Genomic DNA, 16,246 nt, shown 5'->3' on the forward strand with positions numbered 1-16,246 from the left:
ACCACACGCAGTTCGGCGCTCGGAGACGCGCCATGATAAAGCTCCGAAATATCGGCAGCGCTTACCTGCCCGAAGGCCGGTCGAAGAGCAGTTTGCCGTCGCGCAGGCCGATGATGCGATCGGCGAAACGCTGTGACAGCTCCGGCTGATGCGAGCTGAAGACGACGGTGATGCCGCGTTTGCGGGCAGCACCTGTAATCAGGCCGAGAATTTTCTCGGCATTGGCCGGGTCGAGATTGCTGACCGGTTCGTCTGCCAGGATCAGTTTCGGTTCCTGGGCCAGACACCGGGCGATGGCGGTGCGTTGCCGTTGTCCGCCGGAGAGTTTGTCCGCGCGGCGCGCGGCCAGATCGGTCAATCCGGTATCCTCCAGAACACCGGAGACGACAAGGTGATCGCGTTCACCGAAGCGGCTCCAGAGCGATTGCCAGGTCCGCATCCGGCCAAGCCTTCCGTTCATCACGTTCTGGTAAACGCTCAACCGGTCAACCAGCGCGAATTCCTGGAAAATGAAGCCTACCTCCGATCTTGCATCTCTCGGGGGACGTGCTGTCGCCGAGTAAGGTGTCTCCAGAACTTCTGCCGTACCGCGCCAGTTCCGCAACCGCCCGTCGAGAAGTGCCAGCAGGGTTGACTTTCCCGCCCCTGACGGCCCCAGAAACGCAACGGTCTCTCCTTCCTTCAGGGTCAGGGAGATATTCGACAGGGCTGGATGCTCATCGAACTGATGCGTAACATCGCAAAGGGCGGCGGCAACACTCATTTCAGGAAACCATAGCGCCGCGCGGTTTCGCGAACGCCTTCATAGACTTCCGGGTCGGCGGTAACGTAACCGTCCGGGCCGTAGAGATAGGCCAGCAGGTAGCGGTTTTCCGGATCGTTCAGGCTGAGCATCACCTTAACGAACTTTGCCTGCAATCCGGCATCAAGGCCGGGGCGTGCAATGACCGCATGACTCGGGATCTGTTCCGATTCCGCCAGAACCCTGACTTCTGCCTGCTGGTCCGGTGTTAAAAAGAGGTCCGCATATTGGCTCGCTCCGGAGGCATCGACCAATCCGTTTGCCATGGCCTGCATCGCCTGCTGGTATCCACCGGCAAAGAATTTCCTGCCGAAGAAGCTGTCGGCATCCGCCGCATCGGCAATCAGGCCCTCGCGGACAAACAGATCCAGCGGATAGATATAACCGGATTCCGATACAGGGTCTGCGAAGGCAATGTCACGCCCCTTGAGATCGGCAAGGGTTTCAATGCCGCTGTCCTTGCGGACGAAGACTCGTCCGGAGTAGCTGGGCTGACCCCGGTAGACTTCCGACAAAAGCGGTACCGCTCCGAGCTGATCTTCCGCGAGAACAAATGGCAGGGCGCCCATGAAGGAAATGTCAGCATCGCCGTTTCGAAGCGCCTCGACGGCGGCTGCATGGTCAAAAGTGACGAAACCGGTGACGGGGACGCTCATTTGCTCCGAAAGCCAGCCGGTGATGACTTTGATATCTCCCAGAAGCTTTTCCGGGTTCTCCTGCGGTATGAAGGCCAAGGTCAGACCCTCCTCGGCGGCAAAAGCCGGCAGGACGAAGCTGGCGGAGGCAGCGGCCAAGAACGTACGGCGGTTCAGCATCAAAACATCCTCTCGTCAATTGCGGCCTGCATGGTCTTGAACTTTTGCCATTGCTGTTCCGCGTCGCCCCAGTCACCTTCAGCGCTGGCATCGCCCACGGCCCTCAGGATGGCGCTGAGTTCATAGATTTCGGATTTTGCCGCCTGATTGGTCATCACGCTGGCGTCGGCTGCAAGATCCGGCGCAACCGTATCGATGAGCAACGCGATATTCTGGACATCGCGGGCGGGCAGAAGAGTGTCCAGGGTTGACGCGAAAGTAGTCAGCTCTTCCCAGGACAGGCGGAAGACACTGTCACGGCCTTCAAAGCGCTGATAGGGCTCTTCGCCATCGCCGATGGCTTCCAGATACGCCGTCAGGTCTGCTCGTTGCTCTTCGTCCAACCCAAGATTTCTGGTGTCGTTGAACCAATCCACAACGCTGGCCAGCGTCGGCAGCGAACCATCATGCATATAGGGGGCGGTGAAGTTAATGTTGCGCAGCGTTGGCGTTTCGAAGGCGGTAGCCGTGCCTCCGGGGAAGGGTGGCTCCGAGCTGCCGATATCGTGTGTCAGTCCATCGGTGAAATTCTGATCCGGCGTGTGGCAGGACGCGCAGGACTTGCCGTTCAGTCCTGGAAAATCAGTGTTGAAGATGGCTTCACCCTGCTTTGCCGCGTCGGAGGCCTTGTCGGTCAACCGGCCTGCCCGGTCGATTTGCGGATTCGGCAGCCAGTCGAACTCACGGACATAGGCGACTAGCGCATCAAGCTGGAACGGGGTCGGCTCCTTGCCGGCAAATTCGGTAACGATCACGTTGCGGATGAAACGGCGCAGACTGGGTTCGCGTCCGTCACGGCCATAAGGCGCGGTGAACCGTATACCGCGCATCGACGGCGTATCGAGGTGATCGTCGTTCCGGTCATTGAACATCGGATTGAAGAAGGCACCGTCGACATCCATTCCCCCGGGGCGATAGCTGAGGCCCGGAATGAAGAACTCCCTGTTGATGTCGGATCTGTTATGGCAGGTGGAACAGGCAATCCCGAGTTCCTGCGCAGGTCCGCCGAAGATCTCAGGACTGTCAAACAGCATGTCGCCATAAGCGACAAGCGGCAGGTTGGCTTCGTCTTCACCGGCTTCCTCGAGTTGAAGAATAAGGCGCGGCAGCTCGCTTTGATCGGCGATGTTTGATCCCGGAGGCAATGTTGCAGGCAGTTTCACTTCCTGTCCAGAAAGGAAAACCGTTTCCGGAACAGGAGCCAGCTTGTCACGGGTTGCAAATTCTGCCGGCAGGTAGTTGGTACGAATGTAATCGGAAACATCTTTGCGGGCGTTTGCGAATTCTGACTTGTTGCTTTCCTGTCCGCCTTGGCCCAGAACGCCGCCACTGCCTAGGGACGAGTTCAGGATGAGCCATGCCCTGCCAAGCTGGCGAGCGGCAGGCTCATCGACGGTGCGAATAGCATCTTCAAAGGCGCGGTAAAGCGTTTCGGCCTTGGCCAACTCAGTGGCTGCTTCCGGAGTTCCGAGCCCGGCATCCGCATTTTCCAGGTGACGCAGTATCCCCTGAGCAACGATGACCGTTGCCGCTTCAAACAGCGCCTGCCTGTCCTGCACCTGAAGAGCACTGTTAAGAGCAGCGGCTTCCTCGTCACTTGCCCGGGAAACCGCGGCATCCGGAAGTGAGCTGCCTGGAACGGCACGGTTCCAGCTGGCTTCGATTTTCTCCCAGGGGACTGGGGAAAGGTTTCCCAGAAACAAGGTGTGCCGATAGGCGGCTGCACGTGGAGCCCAGAGGGCTTCTTTGATTGCGGTGGCTTGCGCGATGACCGGAACAAGGCAGATCACCGCGCTGGCAAGGAGAGTTTTCATAGCTACGCCTATTAAGTTTAGCTCTGGCAAATTTTCTTAGGGTAATCTAACACATTGTCAAGTGGCAAATTTCGCGGCATACACAATCACAATGAAAACAAAGAGGATGTGTTCCATTCATGACCGGTCCTTCACCCAAGGTGTCCGATAGAAGTGTCGATGAACAGGCCAGCGGGTTCGAGGCTGTGCGCACCGCGCACCAGAGTGAAATGGTCGAGGACTATGTGGAACTCATCGCGGAACTGATTCACCTGAACGGGTCTGCGCGTCCGGTCGAAATTGCCGAGCGGCTCGGTGTTGCGCAGCCGACGGTATCGAAAAATCTTGCTAGGCTGAAGCGAGAAGGACTTATCCTTCAGGAGCGCTACCGCGATATCCGCTTGACCGAGGCGGGCCGCCAACTGGCGGAAGCCTGCCGCAAGCGGCACAGGATTGTCGTCGATTTCCTGATTACACTAGGAATTTCCGCGGAAGTGGCCGAGCAAGACGCGGAAGGTATCGAGCATCATGTCAGCGAAGAGACGCTGAAAGTGTTTCAGGATTTCGTGAAAAGAAACGCGTCCGGCGCCGACTGAGCACCGCTCGAGTTGGCGGCAACTTTTCGTCAAATCAATCTTCTAAACCCAGCAAAGAGCATATTGAGTGGAATGGGACCAACCTGTGCACTCAACGCGAAGCCGCAAAACTAAATGAAACCCCGCTGTGGGTCGTGCAGCGACTTATCCTTGATCGGCCAGAAACTCTAATCGCAAGTTGTACAGCTGGCGAAGCAAGATCAGCTCCAAGGAAGAAGGCCAGCGCGAGCAATCGACCTTCGAATGAACCGGATTTAGGCATCCAACAACAGGTTGACGGTTAACCCAGAACGTTGGCTTGAACACGTCTCCGGTTTGTTCGAGCTGGCGGCATTTTGACACCTGTGAAACACCTCGGACACCTTCTAGATGCTCAGGATCAGTCCTCGAAATTCGTTCAAAATGGCGGCGATGAAGAACAAAGTTCCTAATGAAAACGGCCGGAAGCCGATTCTAAAAAAGCTGACCGACTCCTGTGTTTCACATCCGATGATTTCGGTCGGGTTGTATGTCTGTGCCGTGTCGCTGTTTTTCTTTATCTTTCCCGGTGCCGATATTTGGTCGACCGGATTGTTTTATTCAGAAGTTTTCGGTTTCTGGGCGAAGAACATGGCGTTTCTCAGAGACGTAAGGTATCTCGGCATATTTCTCGTTCAGGTGGTTGCGACTACTTGTGTTGCTGTGTTCGTTCTGAAGTTGCTTATCCCCGATCGTCCACCGCTCATGCCACTCCGCCAACCCTTGTTTCTGCTGTCGACTCTGGTTCTTGGCCCCGGCGTGCTCGTAAATTTGATCTTGAAGGACAATTGGGGTCGCCCGAGACCGCAACATGTGGCTGAGTTCGGCGGAGACCTACCCTATCAAACTGTCTGGAAAGTCACTGACTATTGTGACCGAAACTGTTCTTTCGTCTCTGGAGAAGCGTCTTCCGCCATTTGGTTGACTTCAGTCGCCTTTCTAGTTCCCGCTACGTGGCGCAAAGCGATGCTGCTATTGGTGCTGCCGCTTTGCTTCATCCTGTCATCCAACAGAATCGCATTCGGCGGTCACTTCCTTTCTGACACATTAATTTCCTGGGGCGTAACGCTGCTACTCATTCTCGCAGTCTTTCATCTGTTCTTTCAAAGAACGCGGCCGATTGTGAGTGATCGTTCGTTGGACGAATGGATGACAGCTCTTGGAAGATTTCTGCAACTGAGTTTTCAAAGACTAAGGCGACGGTAAGCACAGTTTTATGGAACGGCCTTTCGTTTCCCCGAGTTTGATCCTATGGGCGCTGATTTCATGCCGGAGGAGATTTGCAGCCAAAGACTTCCGATATTATGCACTGCGGCAAACGACGCGGCAGAAGGATATTTTGGATCTGGCTAACAAGCACTCAGTATACGTGTTGCAGACCCGGCTGGCTTTACCGGCGGCACGGTTCCAAATGGTAACGCACACTTGCGGTGGCCTTAGTGTAATGAAAAGGATCGAACAACCTCTAAGAAACACCTCTTTTTAGTTCAACATCAGATTGCTTGATTGAACGCTTCCTCATTGTAGTCATGTTGCAAAATTCGGGGCCTACGGGCGTCACGTAATAAGTTGTCGAGCGCACTTCGTTCGGACTCAAATCTTTCACGCATTTCTCTATCGAGCACGCGTCCTTCTGGAAGCCTGGCTCGCATTGGATCCAAAGGTTGGCCATTAGCTAGCATCTCGAAGTGAAGGTGAGGTCCTGTTGAAAGTCCAGTCGAGCCAACATAGCCGATGATCTGTCCCTGTTTGACGCGAACACCTTCCTTTATGCCTTTGGCAAATCCGGTCTGATGATTGTAGGTGGTCGTGTATCCATTGGTGTGTTGAAGTTCAATTCGCTTCCCATAGCCGGAACTCCAACCTGCCTTTATCACGGTACCATCTCCAGCTGCCATGATCGGTGTCCCGCGCGGAGCAGACCAGTCCACTCCCTTATGCATTCTTGAATATTTGTAGACGGGATGCCGACGCATGCCGAAGCCGGATCGGAACCTGCCACCATCAATCGGTTTCCTGATCAGGAACTTCTCTGCGCTTTGGCCGAACGCATCGTAAAAGTCAGTAGCTCCATCGTCAGGCGTCCGGAAACGGTAAAATTCCAGCGTTGTCTTGCCATTGCTCAGCGCAGCAAAGTGGATCTCAGATCCGAAGTTACGGTCATCTCTGGAATATAGAAGCTCTATGGTAGCACCAGGCCTAGTCGAGGCATTGAAATCGATGCTAAAGGAAAACATGCGAACAAGTTCATTTACAATGTTTTTTGGTATGTCTTGCTCAAGTGCAGTTTGATAAAGACTATCGTATAGCGCTGGCGTTGGCCCGCTATGGGAGACACGATCCGCGTCAGCAAAGGCTGCTGCTGGAAAGGTGCTAGGCGGCCGGGCTTTGATGTAATCGCCGCCGTCTGATTGGGCAACGGTCGCTTCGTGTTTCGTATCGCTATACAGACTGATGCGCACGGGCAGCTTTCGCTCCGGATCGTCCTGTGAGGGCGCGTACGCTATTCGGAGTCGTTGTCCGTCTTCAAGTTTGGAGATTCCATACAATCGCTGAAACGCAAGTGTGATCGATGCAGCTTCTACTTCTGGAACCTGCTGATTTAGGAGGGTCCCCGTAAGGTTTTGCCCCTGAGCCACTGGCACAATGCTTTCATCCATTCCGGCTAACCGAATATCGTCATCGCGTTTTGACACGAAAGAAACGTTTTCCGGCGTTATCCGAACCGCATAGCGCTCCAAATCTGGCTGAAGCGCCAAATTGAAGTCGAAACGCCCAGGATCAATCACTGCTTCATAACCCATGTTAGTTGCATCCACCGAACGGGTCCGGATAAATTTGCGAACTTTCAATTCAATTTCCGATTCTGACAACGTCTTGTCCAAATCGAAATCCGTGTTCGATGATGGAAATGGTGTAAGGCTTATACTGACATCATTGGCCAATTTCGCACCGTACAGCGAGTCGGCAAGAAGAGAAGTTGCAACTCCCTCGGTTGCCCCTGTCGCTTCTTTCTCCGCACTCCTAGAAAATATGTTCAGCGTACTGAAGGCCGGAATTTGAGATGCAAGCGACGGGTCTTTCTTGGTAGCAAGCGTAGCGCTGATGAAAATATGTGGTTGAGCGCGAATGTTATCTCTGTCGCCCTCACGGGAGACAATATTCACATCTATTAATTGCTTGCTGGAATATTCAGTCGCCGATCGCAGAACCCTGTCTTCTTTGCTGTAACCGTTGTTCGAGATCGACAACTCATTCAATAAAGCACTCGAGGATTTCGCCCTTTCAACTTCGTATTGGCCATCAAAGGCAGCGAATAGCGCGCCGCCCATCAAGAACAGGGATGTGACACCAGTGAGTGCTGAACCAGCGAACCAGCGCAGTGAAACCCCTCGCCGGTCCGGCATGCCATACAACCCTTCGTAACCAAGCAGCGGCGGTTCTTGACCGAGTTCGATTTTTGAGGACTGGGCGTTTGGGGTAGCGCCAAAGTGCATTGCAATCTGTCCGATGTTAGGCAACTAATCTGCGGATCAAATTCGTTTGTGCAGCGCGATGCCATTAGATTGCCATCGCCCCTCAAACAGATCCTGTTCCCTGTTCCCTGTTCCCTGTTCCCTGTTTGCTGTTGGTTACTTCCGCGAAGCGGCCACCTCTTCGTTCACCAAAGCCCTCAGTTCCGCCTCGCCAAACGAATTGACGGACCGGCCGTTAACGAAAAACGTGGGCGTCTGGGTTACGCCTAAGACTTCAGCATCGGCGCGGTCCTGGTTAATCGTTGCAGCTATAATGGGTTCCAGCATCTGAGTTCGCGCAGCTTCTGGATCGAGGCCGGCCTCCGTTGATATCTGAATGATGAGTTCTTGTTCTGGCGCTCCGTCTTTGGCCCATCTTTTCTGGTCGCGCAAAAGTGCCTCTAACACGGGTTGAAACACCCCTTGTTTCCGCGCAACTTCCAGTACTCGGATCGCTTCCACTGATCCCTTGCCTTCAAAGGCCACGTAGCGAATCGCCAGGCGCACTGTATCGCCATACTCAGCCATGATATCCCTAACAACCGGATAAATCTTGCGACAGGCTTCGCAAGTAGGATCAAAAAACTCGACGATAGTAACAGGTGCGTCCTCAGGCCCAATAATGGGCGAATGAGGCCTCAACACCGCCAGTGTCTGTTCGGTTGGAATCGCTGCTCTCATAAACATCGGACGAACGAAAAACCAGGCCGCAACGCTGAGCAGTATCAGCCCAAATACAGCCACTGAGAGAACAATTGATTTGTTGTTCATTTGCGGGAAACCTTCAGAGATGAGGCCGGCAGATTTGGCTCAAGTACTATTGCCAGCCTTGCTAGCATTGAGATTATGGTTCTGAAGATCTTTTGGTCGTGCTGTTCCAGAGCAAAATGAGGCCAGTGATGACGCTTAGTCGCTAGATCGTCTGTAGGAACTTGACAGTCATCCCTAACTGCTACTTTCAGAGCAGTTGCTTCCGGCAGGCAACTTTTGGATACATAGGCCGGATCATGGAACAATAGCCAGAGCGCGCGCGCAGGCCCGTCGAGGTCAGCAGAATGGGCAAACTTATAGCCGTTACCTGTAGACGGGTATTTACGAGATTGCGATTTGGCCAAAAGATGTGCCTGAGTCGGATTTCTTAATTCGTCAGGCGTATACACCCTCTAGCCACTATAGATTCAAGTGATTTCTCAATTGGAAGAATAAATTTGTCGAACACAATACGACTTAATCCGAATGACAAAAAATGTGTTGCTTTGTACGCTTTCGCAGTGCTGTGCCACCACTGCCGGCAAAGGTGACCGAATGAACCGTATTATCGTTTGCAGTACATGCAAAAGCGACCCTCCGCCAGATCTGGATGCATTGCGTCGATCATTGAACGAGGCAGGAATGGCAATGGAAGTTACACAGATTGAATGCATGGGGGCCTGCGAGCAGCCAATTACGGTTGCGTTTCAGGGAGTTGGTAGAGCGGCATACCTTTTTTCCGGTGTTATCTTTCCGGACGACATTGCCGATATCGTCTCGACGGCCGGAAACTTTCTGGCAGCGGACAAAGGCTGGATCGAAGACGCCCGACCATGTGGACGTCTCCGGTTCTGCCTCAGAGCGCGCATTCCGGCGCTATAAGCCTATTTCACGTTCACAGTTACCGCAGCCTTGAGCGGTTCCGTCTCGACAGCAAGCATGCGGTGATCGTTGGAATTGAGCGTAACCTCAACCGTCGCATCACCTTTTGGAAGAGTCGGCAGGTGGAGCCATGCACTGTAGTGCCGCGCGACTTTCACGCCATTTACATATACGTGAGCATGGCCCTCGCCCAACACATGATCCAAGCCAGCCCGCTCGGGCGCAAAGGTGAAATTTTCTGTCATGATATGGAGATTGTAGCCGCTAACCGGATCCTGCGAGACACTGATTTTCAAGGACGGTGCATCGGGACCGCCAGGTACTGAGGTGGTCCTGTTGTGGTCGTGGCCAGCGGTTTGGCCGGAATGATTAGTTCTGAGCTGCACTGATGTGGTCTGCATCTGGTGATCGCTGGCTGATGAGTGGTCGTGACCGTCAAGTGCGACACCATTGCTTGCGGCAACAACAAAGCCGATGCCTCCGCCAAAGACCAGCCCGATGGCGAAGAGTGCGAGAGAGCGTTCCATGGGGTTTCAGGCTTCCTTAAAAAGAAACCGGGCAAAACGAGATGTTTCGCCCGGTCGGTTATGATTTAGATTCCGGATCAGGCCGCCTGCGTTGCGCCGACCCTCGCCCTCTCGCGCTGCCAGAAAAAACCTGCAAAACAACCAAGCAGAAGCCAGGCTGCCATTCCGACGCCAAAGGCACGGCTGGCAAACATTGCCCCGATCTCGGTCGGAACTGGGCCGGTGAAGGTGTCCGGCTCTGGCGCGCCGATCACGTGTGGTGCCAGCAGCAGCATTGCTGCTGCGCCCCAGGCCACCCAGTTACGGCCGAATGCGATCAGCCACAATCCGGCGCCTGCGGTAAGGACGGTGGCCCACCACCAAATCTGCCGGGCAAAAACATCCGCCGCCGCGACGCCGGGCACTTCGGGAGCTAGGCTGAATCCGGGCGCGAAGTGGAACGCGACGAACCCTGCAACGCCCCAGAGCAGGCCGTTGCGACCCGTTATAACCGCACCGCGCATTTCGGCAATTGCCATGCCGGCGAGCAGAATGAAGGCATAAGGGAGCAGGTCGGAAAAGGATGGCGCGACGTGCCGGAATCTTTTGAGGGCAACCATGTTCAGTATTTCCGCCAGGGCGTGGATGTCGGCCGGTAGTAGGCGCGGTATTTGACGTGCCGCAGATAGACAGCGCGCATCAGAGGGTCTGCCTTGGCCATCATCCGCAGCACGCCAACGACCACGATCCAGATCGCCACGCCGAGCACAGCGGCATAGGGCTTCAGGATCACGAAAATCAGAATGACCGAGGCAAGACCGGTCACGAGCACCAGCTCCCGGTCTGCTCCGAACAACAGTGTCGGGCGTGAAAGAGCGCGGTGAACCCGCGCTCTGTTGAGGCCCGGCGCATCAGTCACGAGCCGGTTCCACGATTGCCGTGTTCCCTTCCGGAGCAATTCCGATGGAGGCGCCGGAGGATCCGAACAGGCCGACGATGGTGGACGCGCCGAGCAGCACGCCGAGAACTAGAACGACGTAGGCGAGACGACGGGCAAAGTCGTTAAGTTCGCCGCCGAAGATCAACATTGCGCCGGCGATCGCAACCGCGATCAGGCCAACGGCGCCAGCGACAGGACCGTTGATGGAGGCCTGGATCTGTTGAAGCGGACCTTCCCAGGGAAGCGAACCACCACCAGAGGCGAAGGCTGGTTCGATGACGAACAGTCCGGCTCCGACCAGGGCGAGAGAAATCACAAAATTACGCGACATGAAGTGTCCCTTGCCTGTCGTTGGAATTTTTGTTGAGGAACTGAGATGCAACGGCTGAGCGAACGTCATACGTGCCGTCCCGAAAGCCGGACACAGTTACGATGTCCCGAACGATGCGCCCGTGTTCGGGGGAGCGCTCGATCGAGACAATGAGGTCAACCGCTTCCGCGATGACTTGGGGCATTGGCTGCTGAGAGACTTCCGCGATCAACTGTTCAAGGCGCGTCAGTGCGGTGAAGGCATTGTCGGAGTGAACCGTGGCGATGCCGCCCGGGTGGCCCGTGTTCCATGCCTTGAGCAGCGTCAGCGCTGCGCCATCGCGGACTTCGCCGACAATGATCCTGTCGGGACGCAAGCGCATGGTCGATTTCAAAAGCCGCTGCATGTCCAGCCTTCGCCCAGAAAGCCCTCAAAGATAAGGATTGGCTGCCCGAACCGATCCGCTGCGGCATGCCCACACATGAGCAGCAAACCGACGACGACATGGGCAACGTCGAAACTCTTCCCGTGGCGGCTGAATAATCAGCCGTCGCCGGTCGCGGGCCTCTCCTCCCGCGACCGGCTTCCCTTTCCAACGAAAGCTCACGGGACAGGATCATGCTTCAGCTTGAACTCTTCCAGCGCACAGACAAAGGACAGCCCGGAGCCACATGGTGGGCCGGGCGTTGGCAGTGCCGGAACATGAACGGATGGTTTCAGGATCGCGAAGACGGGAAAGGCCCGTGGTGCTTTGTGGTCTATGCACTCGGGGATTCCGATTGCGTCGTTTACCGCCTTGATGAAGCCGGAGTCCTCTGCCACGCCCGAACGCCCATCGATCAGCAGGACCGCATCATCATCGACGGGCGCAAATATGGCCGTCGTAATTGGCGCCACTAACCAGGTCGGCGCGGCGGGGGCCGATTGCCAGCCGCATCGAGCGGCCGGCAATCGGTTCTGTTTAGCGGCAAGCCCGTGCGGGCTTTCTTCCCTGCTCTGACGAATGGCCTTAAAGCCATTCTTAAGTTGTCTGGACGACAATCAACACAACAATAAAGCCTGATTTTCCTCGAAAAATCATCAGTCCCCGCTAAGCCTCCGGAACGCCCGGAGGCTTTTTGTTTCCGCCCTGTGCTTCAGTGTTGTACCGGTATGGCGTTGTCTGGCGGGAAATCAACGCCATGCCCTCAAACATAGAGCTGATTCATATCTGCACGACTGTGCCTCACATCTTGAAATTCCAGAATATCCATATTATCAATAAAATTTGGATTTTAAGGGAGTTTCCGATGCGAACTTTCACGACCGCCGATCTCAACAAACACGTCGGCGACGTAACTGATGCAGCCAGGCGGGAACCCGTCTGCATCACCCATCACCGCAAACCGAGATTCGTTCTCATGGCATTCGAAGATTATGAGCGTTTGCAGGGCACCAAGGATCCCCGCAAAGCCGTGACGCTGGAGACGATGCCTGCCGACGTCGAGGACGGGCTTCTGGCCTTGGCAGACCAATATGAGCAAGGAACAGGCGCAGATGATTGATCCGGAAACCGGTCTTGTCATCTCCTATAGCTTCCTTTGGTCAAGAGAAAACGCAAAAGGCGAGGAACAAGGCCGAAAGGCAAGGCCGGCATGCGTTGTCGTTCCATTGACGTCCAAGAGCGGCGACGTGGTTTTGTTTCCCCTCACAACGAAAGATCCCGGCGTCGGCCGCTTGTGCTTGCGCGTTCCGGAAACCGAACGCAAACGCCTGAAACTCAAGGGTGACGCCCCCTGCTGGATCCTCCTCGATGAGGCCAATACGGACATTCTGCCCGGATCTTTTCATGTCGAACCGATCAGCTATGACCCGCTGACGATATCCTATGGAAAATTCAGCCACGCCTTTGTCGGGCAAATCCTGAAAAAGCTCGCCGAGGCGATCCGCGCCAAGCGGCTCCAATTCGTTCAACGAGAACGATAATTGGAGGAGCTGTCGTGCCGGAACGGTCCATTTACGCCCAGATCGATGAAATCCGCGATGTTCTTGAAAAGCGCGAACAACGGTTTTCGAGCCTGCGCGGCCATATGGCCAGCGAGGAGGAGGAACACATTCTCCGGCTCAAATGCGCCCTCCGGACTCTCGAATGCGTCCGGGACCATAAGGATGAACTTCGAACGCTTGCGAGGGAGCTCAAATCTCTGACTGGCCTGACGAGCAGCGACAGCTAGATGGGACGGCCTACAATTTGAATTGCCACAGGAACAAAAAGAGAACATTCTATGTGATCGATCCATCACGCGACCGAGCAACTGATTAATGGCTGAATACCGCAGAAAGTGGGCAAGCGTCGATCAGCTTGCTCGCATGATCCTGGAACAAGCTATCGGCAAACAGAAACCAGTACTGCTTTCCCCGGAAACCGCCGTTTTGGTTGCCGATCGCATGCTCATTACCGACTCCGACCCATTCGTTCGAGGCTTACATTTCCGGGTCGAAACCTGGGACCGCGAAGGAAAACAGCCACTTGAGCTTTTGGTTGCGACGCAAAAGATATCAATTGGACACGACGCTTTCCGAACGGTGATGATCGACAGCCCCAAGGATCGGACGCTGTTGCGGCATGGAATTCGAGTTTTGCGGGACAGCGCCAGCGAACCCGATGCCGGCAGCGATTGAAGCCGTTTGGATCCTCAAGTTTTGGAACGGGGCTTTCTTGTCTTCCGTGCGCTCTTCTGGCCCAGGCCCATCTTTCTCGCAAGCTCGGATCGGGCAGCCGCATAACTCGGCGCGACCATCGGATAGTCCGTCGGCAAGTCCCACTTTGCTCGATACTCTTCCGGCGTCAGGTCGTAGTGGGTCCGCAGATGCCGCTTCAGGGATTTGAACTTCTTGCCGTCTTCCAGGCAGATAATGTGATCGTTGGTCACGGACTTTTTGATCGGAACCGCAGGTTTCAGCTCTTCAACAACAGGCTCCGAAGCTTCTTGAACGGTGGATGACAGCGCCGCGTGAACGGTTGCGATCAGCGCCGGCAGATCGCCCGAGGCGACCGTATTGTTGCTCACATAGGCCGAAACTATGTCCGCCGTCAGATCAACGAAATCAGGCTCAAGAGAGATGTCGTTTTGAGCAGCTTCGGACATAAGAATTCCTTTTCGCCAATTACCTAAATGTAAGTGAAGAACCGTTCTTAGGCTCGTTATACTACTAAGTAAATAGGTTCGGGCGGCACCCTTTGGGCACGGCTCTAGTCGCTGCGCTCCCCGAGCCAGGCGCAAGCGCCCGTCTCGGCCATCCGGTGACGATCCTCCCACCTCCGGGCGTCGCCCTGCGCACTCCGCTTGCCATCCTCAAATAGGCCGCCCTGCAGGCGGTCATCACACCCCTGCCGGGAGAGGGGAAACGCCGCTCCCCCTCCCCCACCAAGGGCAAAAATCGGTCTCCCCATCCTTCCTCACTCACGCAGCCGGCACGCCGGCGTCGCTCCCTCGTGCAGGACCAGGCGCAGATCCGCGTGCCGGCCGGGCCCGCGGATCCACACCTGGCCGTCCCGGTGGGCGATCCCCCTCCGTTTTTTCCCCTTGTCCCCCTCCCCCACACTCTCGCCGCCGAGGTCTCAGGAGCAGGAGCCGGGCTCCTGCCCTTTCGGGGACAGAACCCGCGTTCCACGGGAAGAAGGAGAGAAATAGATGTTTATCAAAGAATTCTGCGCGCTTGTCAGCGTGAGCCTGTTCAGCTTCGGGCTGGTCGCTTGCTGTGTCGGCCTCGCAGGTTGAGGGATCGCTCTATGACCAACAAATCCGAGTTCGTCACGGCCTATTTTTACGATGCCTTTTTCGGGGCAATGGCCAATATCTCCCTAAGCCGGGCAAACTACATTGCGGAAGTCAAACAGCGCATCAAGTGCAGCTTTTTCGATGTCGCCCGCCTCGATGACAATCACGATGTCTTCGTGGACGACAACGGCCTGACAGACGGTCTTCATACAATCGTTCGCCTCAAGGACTTTCCAAATCCGTTTGCCGGAAACCTTGTCATCGTGGGCAGGGATGAGCACGGAGACATTGCCGAGCCTCGCATGACCGTCGAGGAGATCGCGGAGCTGATCACGGTTTACCGGCCTGTGATGGATCCTGAATTGACCAACTTCGAAGGCCCGGACCTGATCGGAATCGGCCTGACAGGTTTGAATATTCGCATGGACAAGAGCGAACCCATCATCGTTGTAGATGGGGAGTTTTAAGCCATGGCGAAACTCACCAAATCGCAGCGCAAGGCCCACGCGGAGGCCGAGGCGGTCCTGACCAAGGATCGCTTGAGCGAAGACGAAAAAGACTTCGTGTTTCAGAACTGGCACGAAGGCGCGAACCACATCAACGGAGCATCCGGGGCGTTCTTTACGCCCTGGGGGCTGGCTGCAGACTTCTCCATCGATGCCGGGGGCGCTGGCAGCCGCGTCATCGATCTTTGCGCCGGGATCGGAATCCTGTCCTACTTCCTGCACCACCGCGCGAAATGGGCCGACAATTGCCCGGACCTGACATGCGTTGAGCTGAATCCCCGATATGTCGAGGTGGGCAGAAAGCTGCTGCCGGAGGCTCGTTGGATCTGCGCCGATGTCTTTGACTGGAGGGACTGGCAAAGGGAGCTTGGTGGAGAGCGTTTTGACGTGGCCGTGTCCAATCCGCCGTTCGGTGCCGTGAAGCGCGCCGGCAATGGACCGCGCTATCGTGGCCGCCAGTTTGAGTTTCACGTGATCGACATCGCGGCCGAACTGGCCAATCGGGGCGCATTCATCGTCCCGCAAGCGTCCGCCGCCTTCCGATATTCCGGCGCGCAATGCTTTCAGAGGGTTGAAACCGGTCCTGCGGCTGAATATCAGAAGTTGTCAGGGTTCCACATGTATGAAGGCGCGGGCGTCGATACCTCGATGTACAGGGACGATTGGAAGGATACCTCGATCATTTGCGAAATTGCCTGCTACGAGTTTGCCCAGGATCGCGCCCGGCAAGGTCAGGTGCAGGAGCGCCTAAGCGCCCTGCCGGTCCCGGTCGTCCCACTTCGCCCAGCCGAACAACTTGCGTTGCTGTGAGGGGAACCATGGGACCGATACGAAAAGTCAAAGTCTATGACATTGATTCCGGCCTCGGCGGCACGCACACAGTTTCCATAGTCGAAGAATTGCCGAACAATCGGATTAGCGTTCGAGTATGGTACGGCAGAGCGACGCCGACCGGTTGGGAAGCGTGGATTGAATGGGACGGTGCCACATTTGAGACAACGCACGACCAGTTA

Annotated in this window: 18 protein-coding genes and 2 pseudogenes; 9 read left to right on the forward strand and 11 right to left on the reverse strand. The window is 55.7% G+C overall.

Annotated features, from left to right (window positions below):
- Window positions 1-61: 61 nt before the first annotated feature.
- From ACP90_RS27430 to ACP90_RS27440, 3 genes are read right to left on the reverse strand one after another with little or no spacing between them, the layout of a single operon-like run.
- Window positions 62-763 carry an ATP-binding cassette domain-containing protein gene (locus ACP90_RS27430; protein ID WP_286145780.1) on the reverse strand — a complete coding sequence of 234 codons (702 nt, stop codon included), beginning with the start codon at window positions 761-763 and terminating at the stop codon, window positions 62-64.
- Complete coding sequence (locus ACP90_RS27435; RefSeq protein ID WP_062492093.1) at window positions 760-1,617, reverse strand: phosphate/phosphite/phosphonate ABC transporter substrate-binding protein; 858 nt, start codon at window positions 1,615-1,617, stop codon at window positions 760-762. The genes ACP90_RS27430 and ACP90_RS27435 overlap by 4 nt, the downstream gene beginning before the upstream one ends.
- Window positions 1,617-3,470, reverse strand: a complete 1,854-nt coding sequence (locus ACP90_RS27440; RefSeq protein ID WP_062492095.1) for a cytochrome c peroxidase — start codon at window positions 3,468-3,470, stop codon at window positions 1,617-1,619. The genes ACP90_RS27435 and ACP90_RS27440 overlap by 1 nt, the downstream gene beginning before the upstream one ends.
- A gap of 119 nt (window positions 3,471-3,589) precedes the next feature.
- Between ACP90_RS27440 and mntR the strand changes: the two genes are divergently transcribed.
- Window positions 3,590-4,045, forward strand: coding sequence for a manganese-binding transcriptional regulator MntR (mntR, locus tag ACP90_RS27445; RefSeq protein ID WP_062492097.1), 456 nt, complete (start codon window positions 3,590-3,592; stop codon window positions 4,043-4,045).
- 369 nt (window positions 4,046-4,414) lie between these two features.
- Window positions 4,415-5,269, forward strand: a complete 855-nt coding sequence (locus tag ACP90_RS27450) for a phosphatase PAP2 family protein (protein WP_228148169.1) — start codon at window positions 4,415-4,417, stop codon at window positions 5,267-5,269.
- A gap of 287 nt (window positions 5,270-5,556) precedes the next feature.
- Here ACP90_RS27450 and ACP90_RS27455 read toward each other — a convergent pair whose 3' ends face one another.
- Together ACP90_RS27455 and ACP90_RS27460 are read right to left on the reverse strand one after the other, a co-directional pair.
- Window positions 5,557-7,560 carry a M23 family metallopeptidase gene (locus ACP90_RS27455; protein WP_062492224.1) on the reverse strand — a complete coding sequence of 668 codons (2,004 nt, stop codon included), beginning with the start codon at window positions 7,558-7,560 and terminating at the stop codon, window positions 5,557-5,559.
- A 135-nt stretch (window positions 7,561-7,695) separates the two neighbouring features.
- Window positions 7,696-8,349, reverse strand: coding sequence for a thioredoxin domain-containing protein (locus ACP90_RS27460; RefSeq protein WP_062492099.1), 654 nt, complete (start codon window positions 8,347-8,349; stop codon window positions 7,696-7,698).
- Window positions 8,350-8,883: 534 nt separating this feature from the next.
- Between ACP90_RS27460 and ACP90_RS27465 the strand changes: the two genes are divergently transcribed.
- Window positions 8,884-9,210: a DUF1636 family protein gene (locus ACP90_RS27465; RefSeq protein ID WP_077294808.1), complete on the forward strand. Its 327-nt coding sequence runs from the start codon at window positions 8,884-8,886 to the stop codon at window positions 9,208-9,210.
- Between the two features lie 2 nt (window positions 9,211-9,212).
- Here ACP90_RS27465 and ACP90_RS27470 read toward each other — a convergent pair whose 3' ends face one another.
- The 5 genes and pseudogenes from ACP90_RS27470 to ACP90_RS27490 all read right to left on the reverse strand — a co-directional run.
- Window positions 9,213-9,737 carry a hypothetical protein gene (locus tag ACP90_RS27470; RefSeq protein WP_062492102.1) on the reverse strand — a complete coding sequence of 175 codons (525 nt, stop codon included), beginning with the start codon at window positions 9,735-9,737 and terminating at the stop codon, window positions 9,213-9,215.
- A 77-nt stretch (window positions 9,738-9,814) separates the two neighbouring features.
- A pseudogene (locus tag ACP90_RS27475) lies at window positions 9,815-10,279 on the reverse strand (CbtA family protein); the annotation flags it as partial.
- A 59-nt stretch (window positions 10,280-10,338) separates the two neighbouring features.
- On the reverse strand, window positions 10,339-10,635 hold the full coding sequence (locus ACP90_RS27480) for a conjugal transfer protein TrbD (RefSeq protein ID WP_062492104.1): 297 nt from the start codon (window positions 10,633-10,635) through the stop codon (window positions 10,339-10,341).
- Window positions 10,628-10,987 (reverse strand): TrbC/VirB2 family protein, encoded by a 360-nt coding sequence (locus tag ACP90_RS27485; protein WP_062492106.1) that lies wholly within the window; start codon window positions 10,985-10,987, stop codon window positions 10,628-10,630. The genes ACP90_RS27480 and ACP90_RS27485 overlap by 8 nt, the downstream gene beginning before the upstream one ends.
- Window positions 10,977-11,378: pseudogene (locus ACP90_RS27490) on the reverse strand (ATPase, T2SS/T4P/T4SS family); the annotation flags it as partial. The pseudogene ACP90_RS27490 and the gene ACP90_RS27485, both read right to left, overlap by 11 nt.
- Before the next feature lie 206 nt (window positions 11,379-11,584).
- Here ACP90_RS27490 and ACP90_RS27495 point away from each other — a divergent pair.
- From ACP90_RS27495 to ACP90_RS27515, 4 genes are all read left to right on the forward strand, one after another.
- Window positions 11,585-11,866 (forward strand): hypothetical protein, encoded by a 282-nt coding sequence (locus ACP90_RS27495; RefSeq protein WP_062492108.1) that lies wholly within the window; start codon window positions 11,585-11,587, stop codon window positions 11,864-11,866.
- Between the two features lie 389 nt (window positions 11,867-12,255).
- A complete protein-coding gene (locus tag ACP90_RS27500) occupies window positions 12,256-12,510 on the forward strand; it encodes a type II toxin-antitoxin system Phd/YefM family antitoxin (RefSeq protein WP_062492109.1) in 255 nt (84 codons plus the stop codon).
- Window positions 12,482-12,931 carry a hypothetical protein gene (locus ACP90_RS27505; protein WP_062492111.1) on the forward strand — a complete coding sequence of 150 codons (450 nt, stop codon included), beginning with the start codon at window positions 12,482-12,484 and terminating at the stop codon, window positions 12,929-12,931. Before ACP90_RS27500 ends, ACP90_RS27505 begins: the two co-directional genes overlap by 29 nt.
- 336 nt (window positions 12,932-13,267) lie before the next feature.
- The gene (locus ACP90_RS27515; protein ID WP_062492115.1) at window positions 13,268-13,627 is read left to right on the forward strand and encodes a hypothetical protein; all 360 of its coding nucleotides are present in this window, start codon (window positions 13,268-13,270) and stop codon (window positions 13,625-13,627) included.
- 14 nt (window positions 13,628-13,641) lie between these two features.
- On the opposite strand, the gene ACP90_RS27520 is transcribed toward ACP90_RS27515, so the two are convergent.
- On the reverse strand, window positions 13,642-14,094 hold the full coding sequence (locus tag ACP90_RS27520) for a MucR family transcriptional regulator (RefSeq protein ID WP_062492117.1): 453 nt from the start codon (window positions 14,092-14,094) through the stop codon (window positions 13,642-13,644).
- Between the two features lie 644 nt (window positions 14,095-14,738).
- Here ACP90_RS27520 and ACP90_RS27530 point away from each other — a divergent pair.
- A complete protein-coding gene (locus ACP90_RS27530; protein ID WP_062492122.1) occupies window positions 14,739-15,194 on the forward strand; it encodes a hypothetical protein in 456 nt (151 codons plus the stop codon).
- A 3-nt stretch (window positions 15,195-15,197) separates the two neighbouring features.
- Entirely contained in the window at window positions 15,198-16,043 is an 846-nt protein-coding gene (locus tag ACP90_RS27535; RefSeq protein ID WP_062492124.1) for a methyltransferase, read from the forward strand.
- The last annotated feature ends 203 nt before the right edge of the window (window positions 16,044-16,246 follow it).

Origin of the sequence: Labrenzia sp. CP4 (assembly GCF_001579905.1) — a bacterium.
GTDB lineage: Bacteria > Pseudomonadota > Alphaproteobacteria > Rhizobiales > Stappiaceae > Roseibium > Roseibium algicola.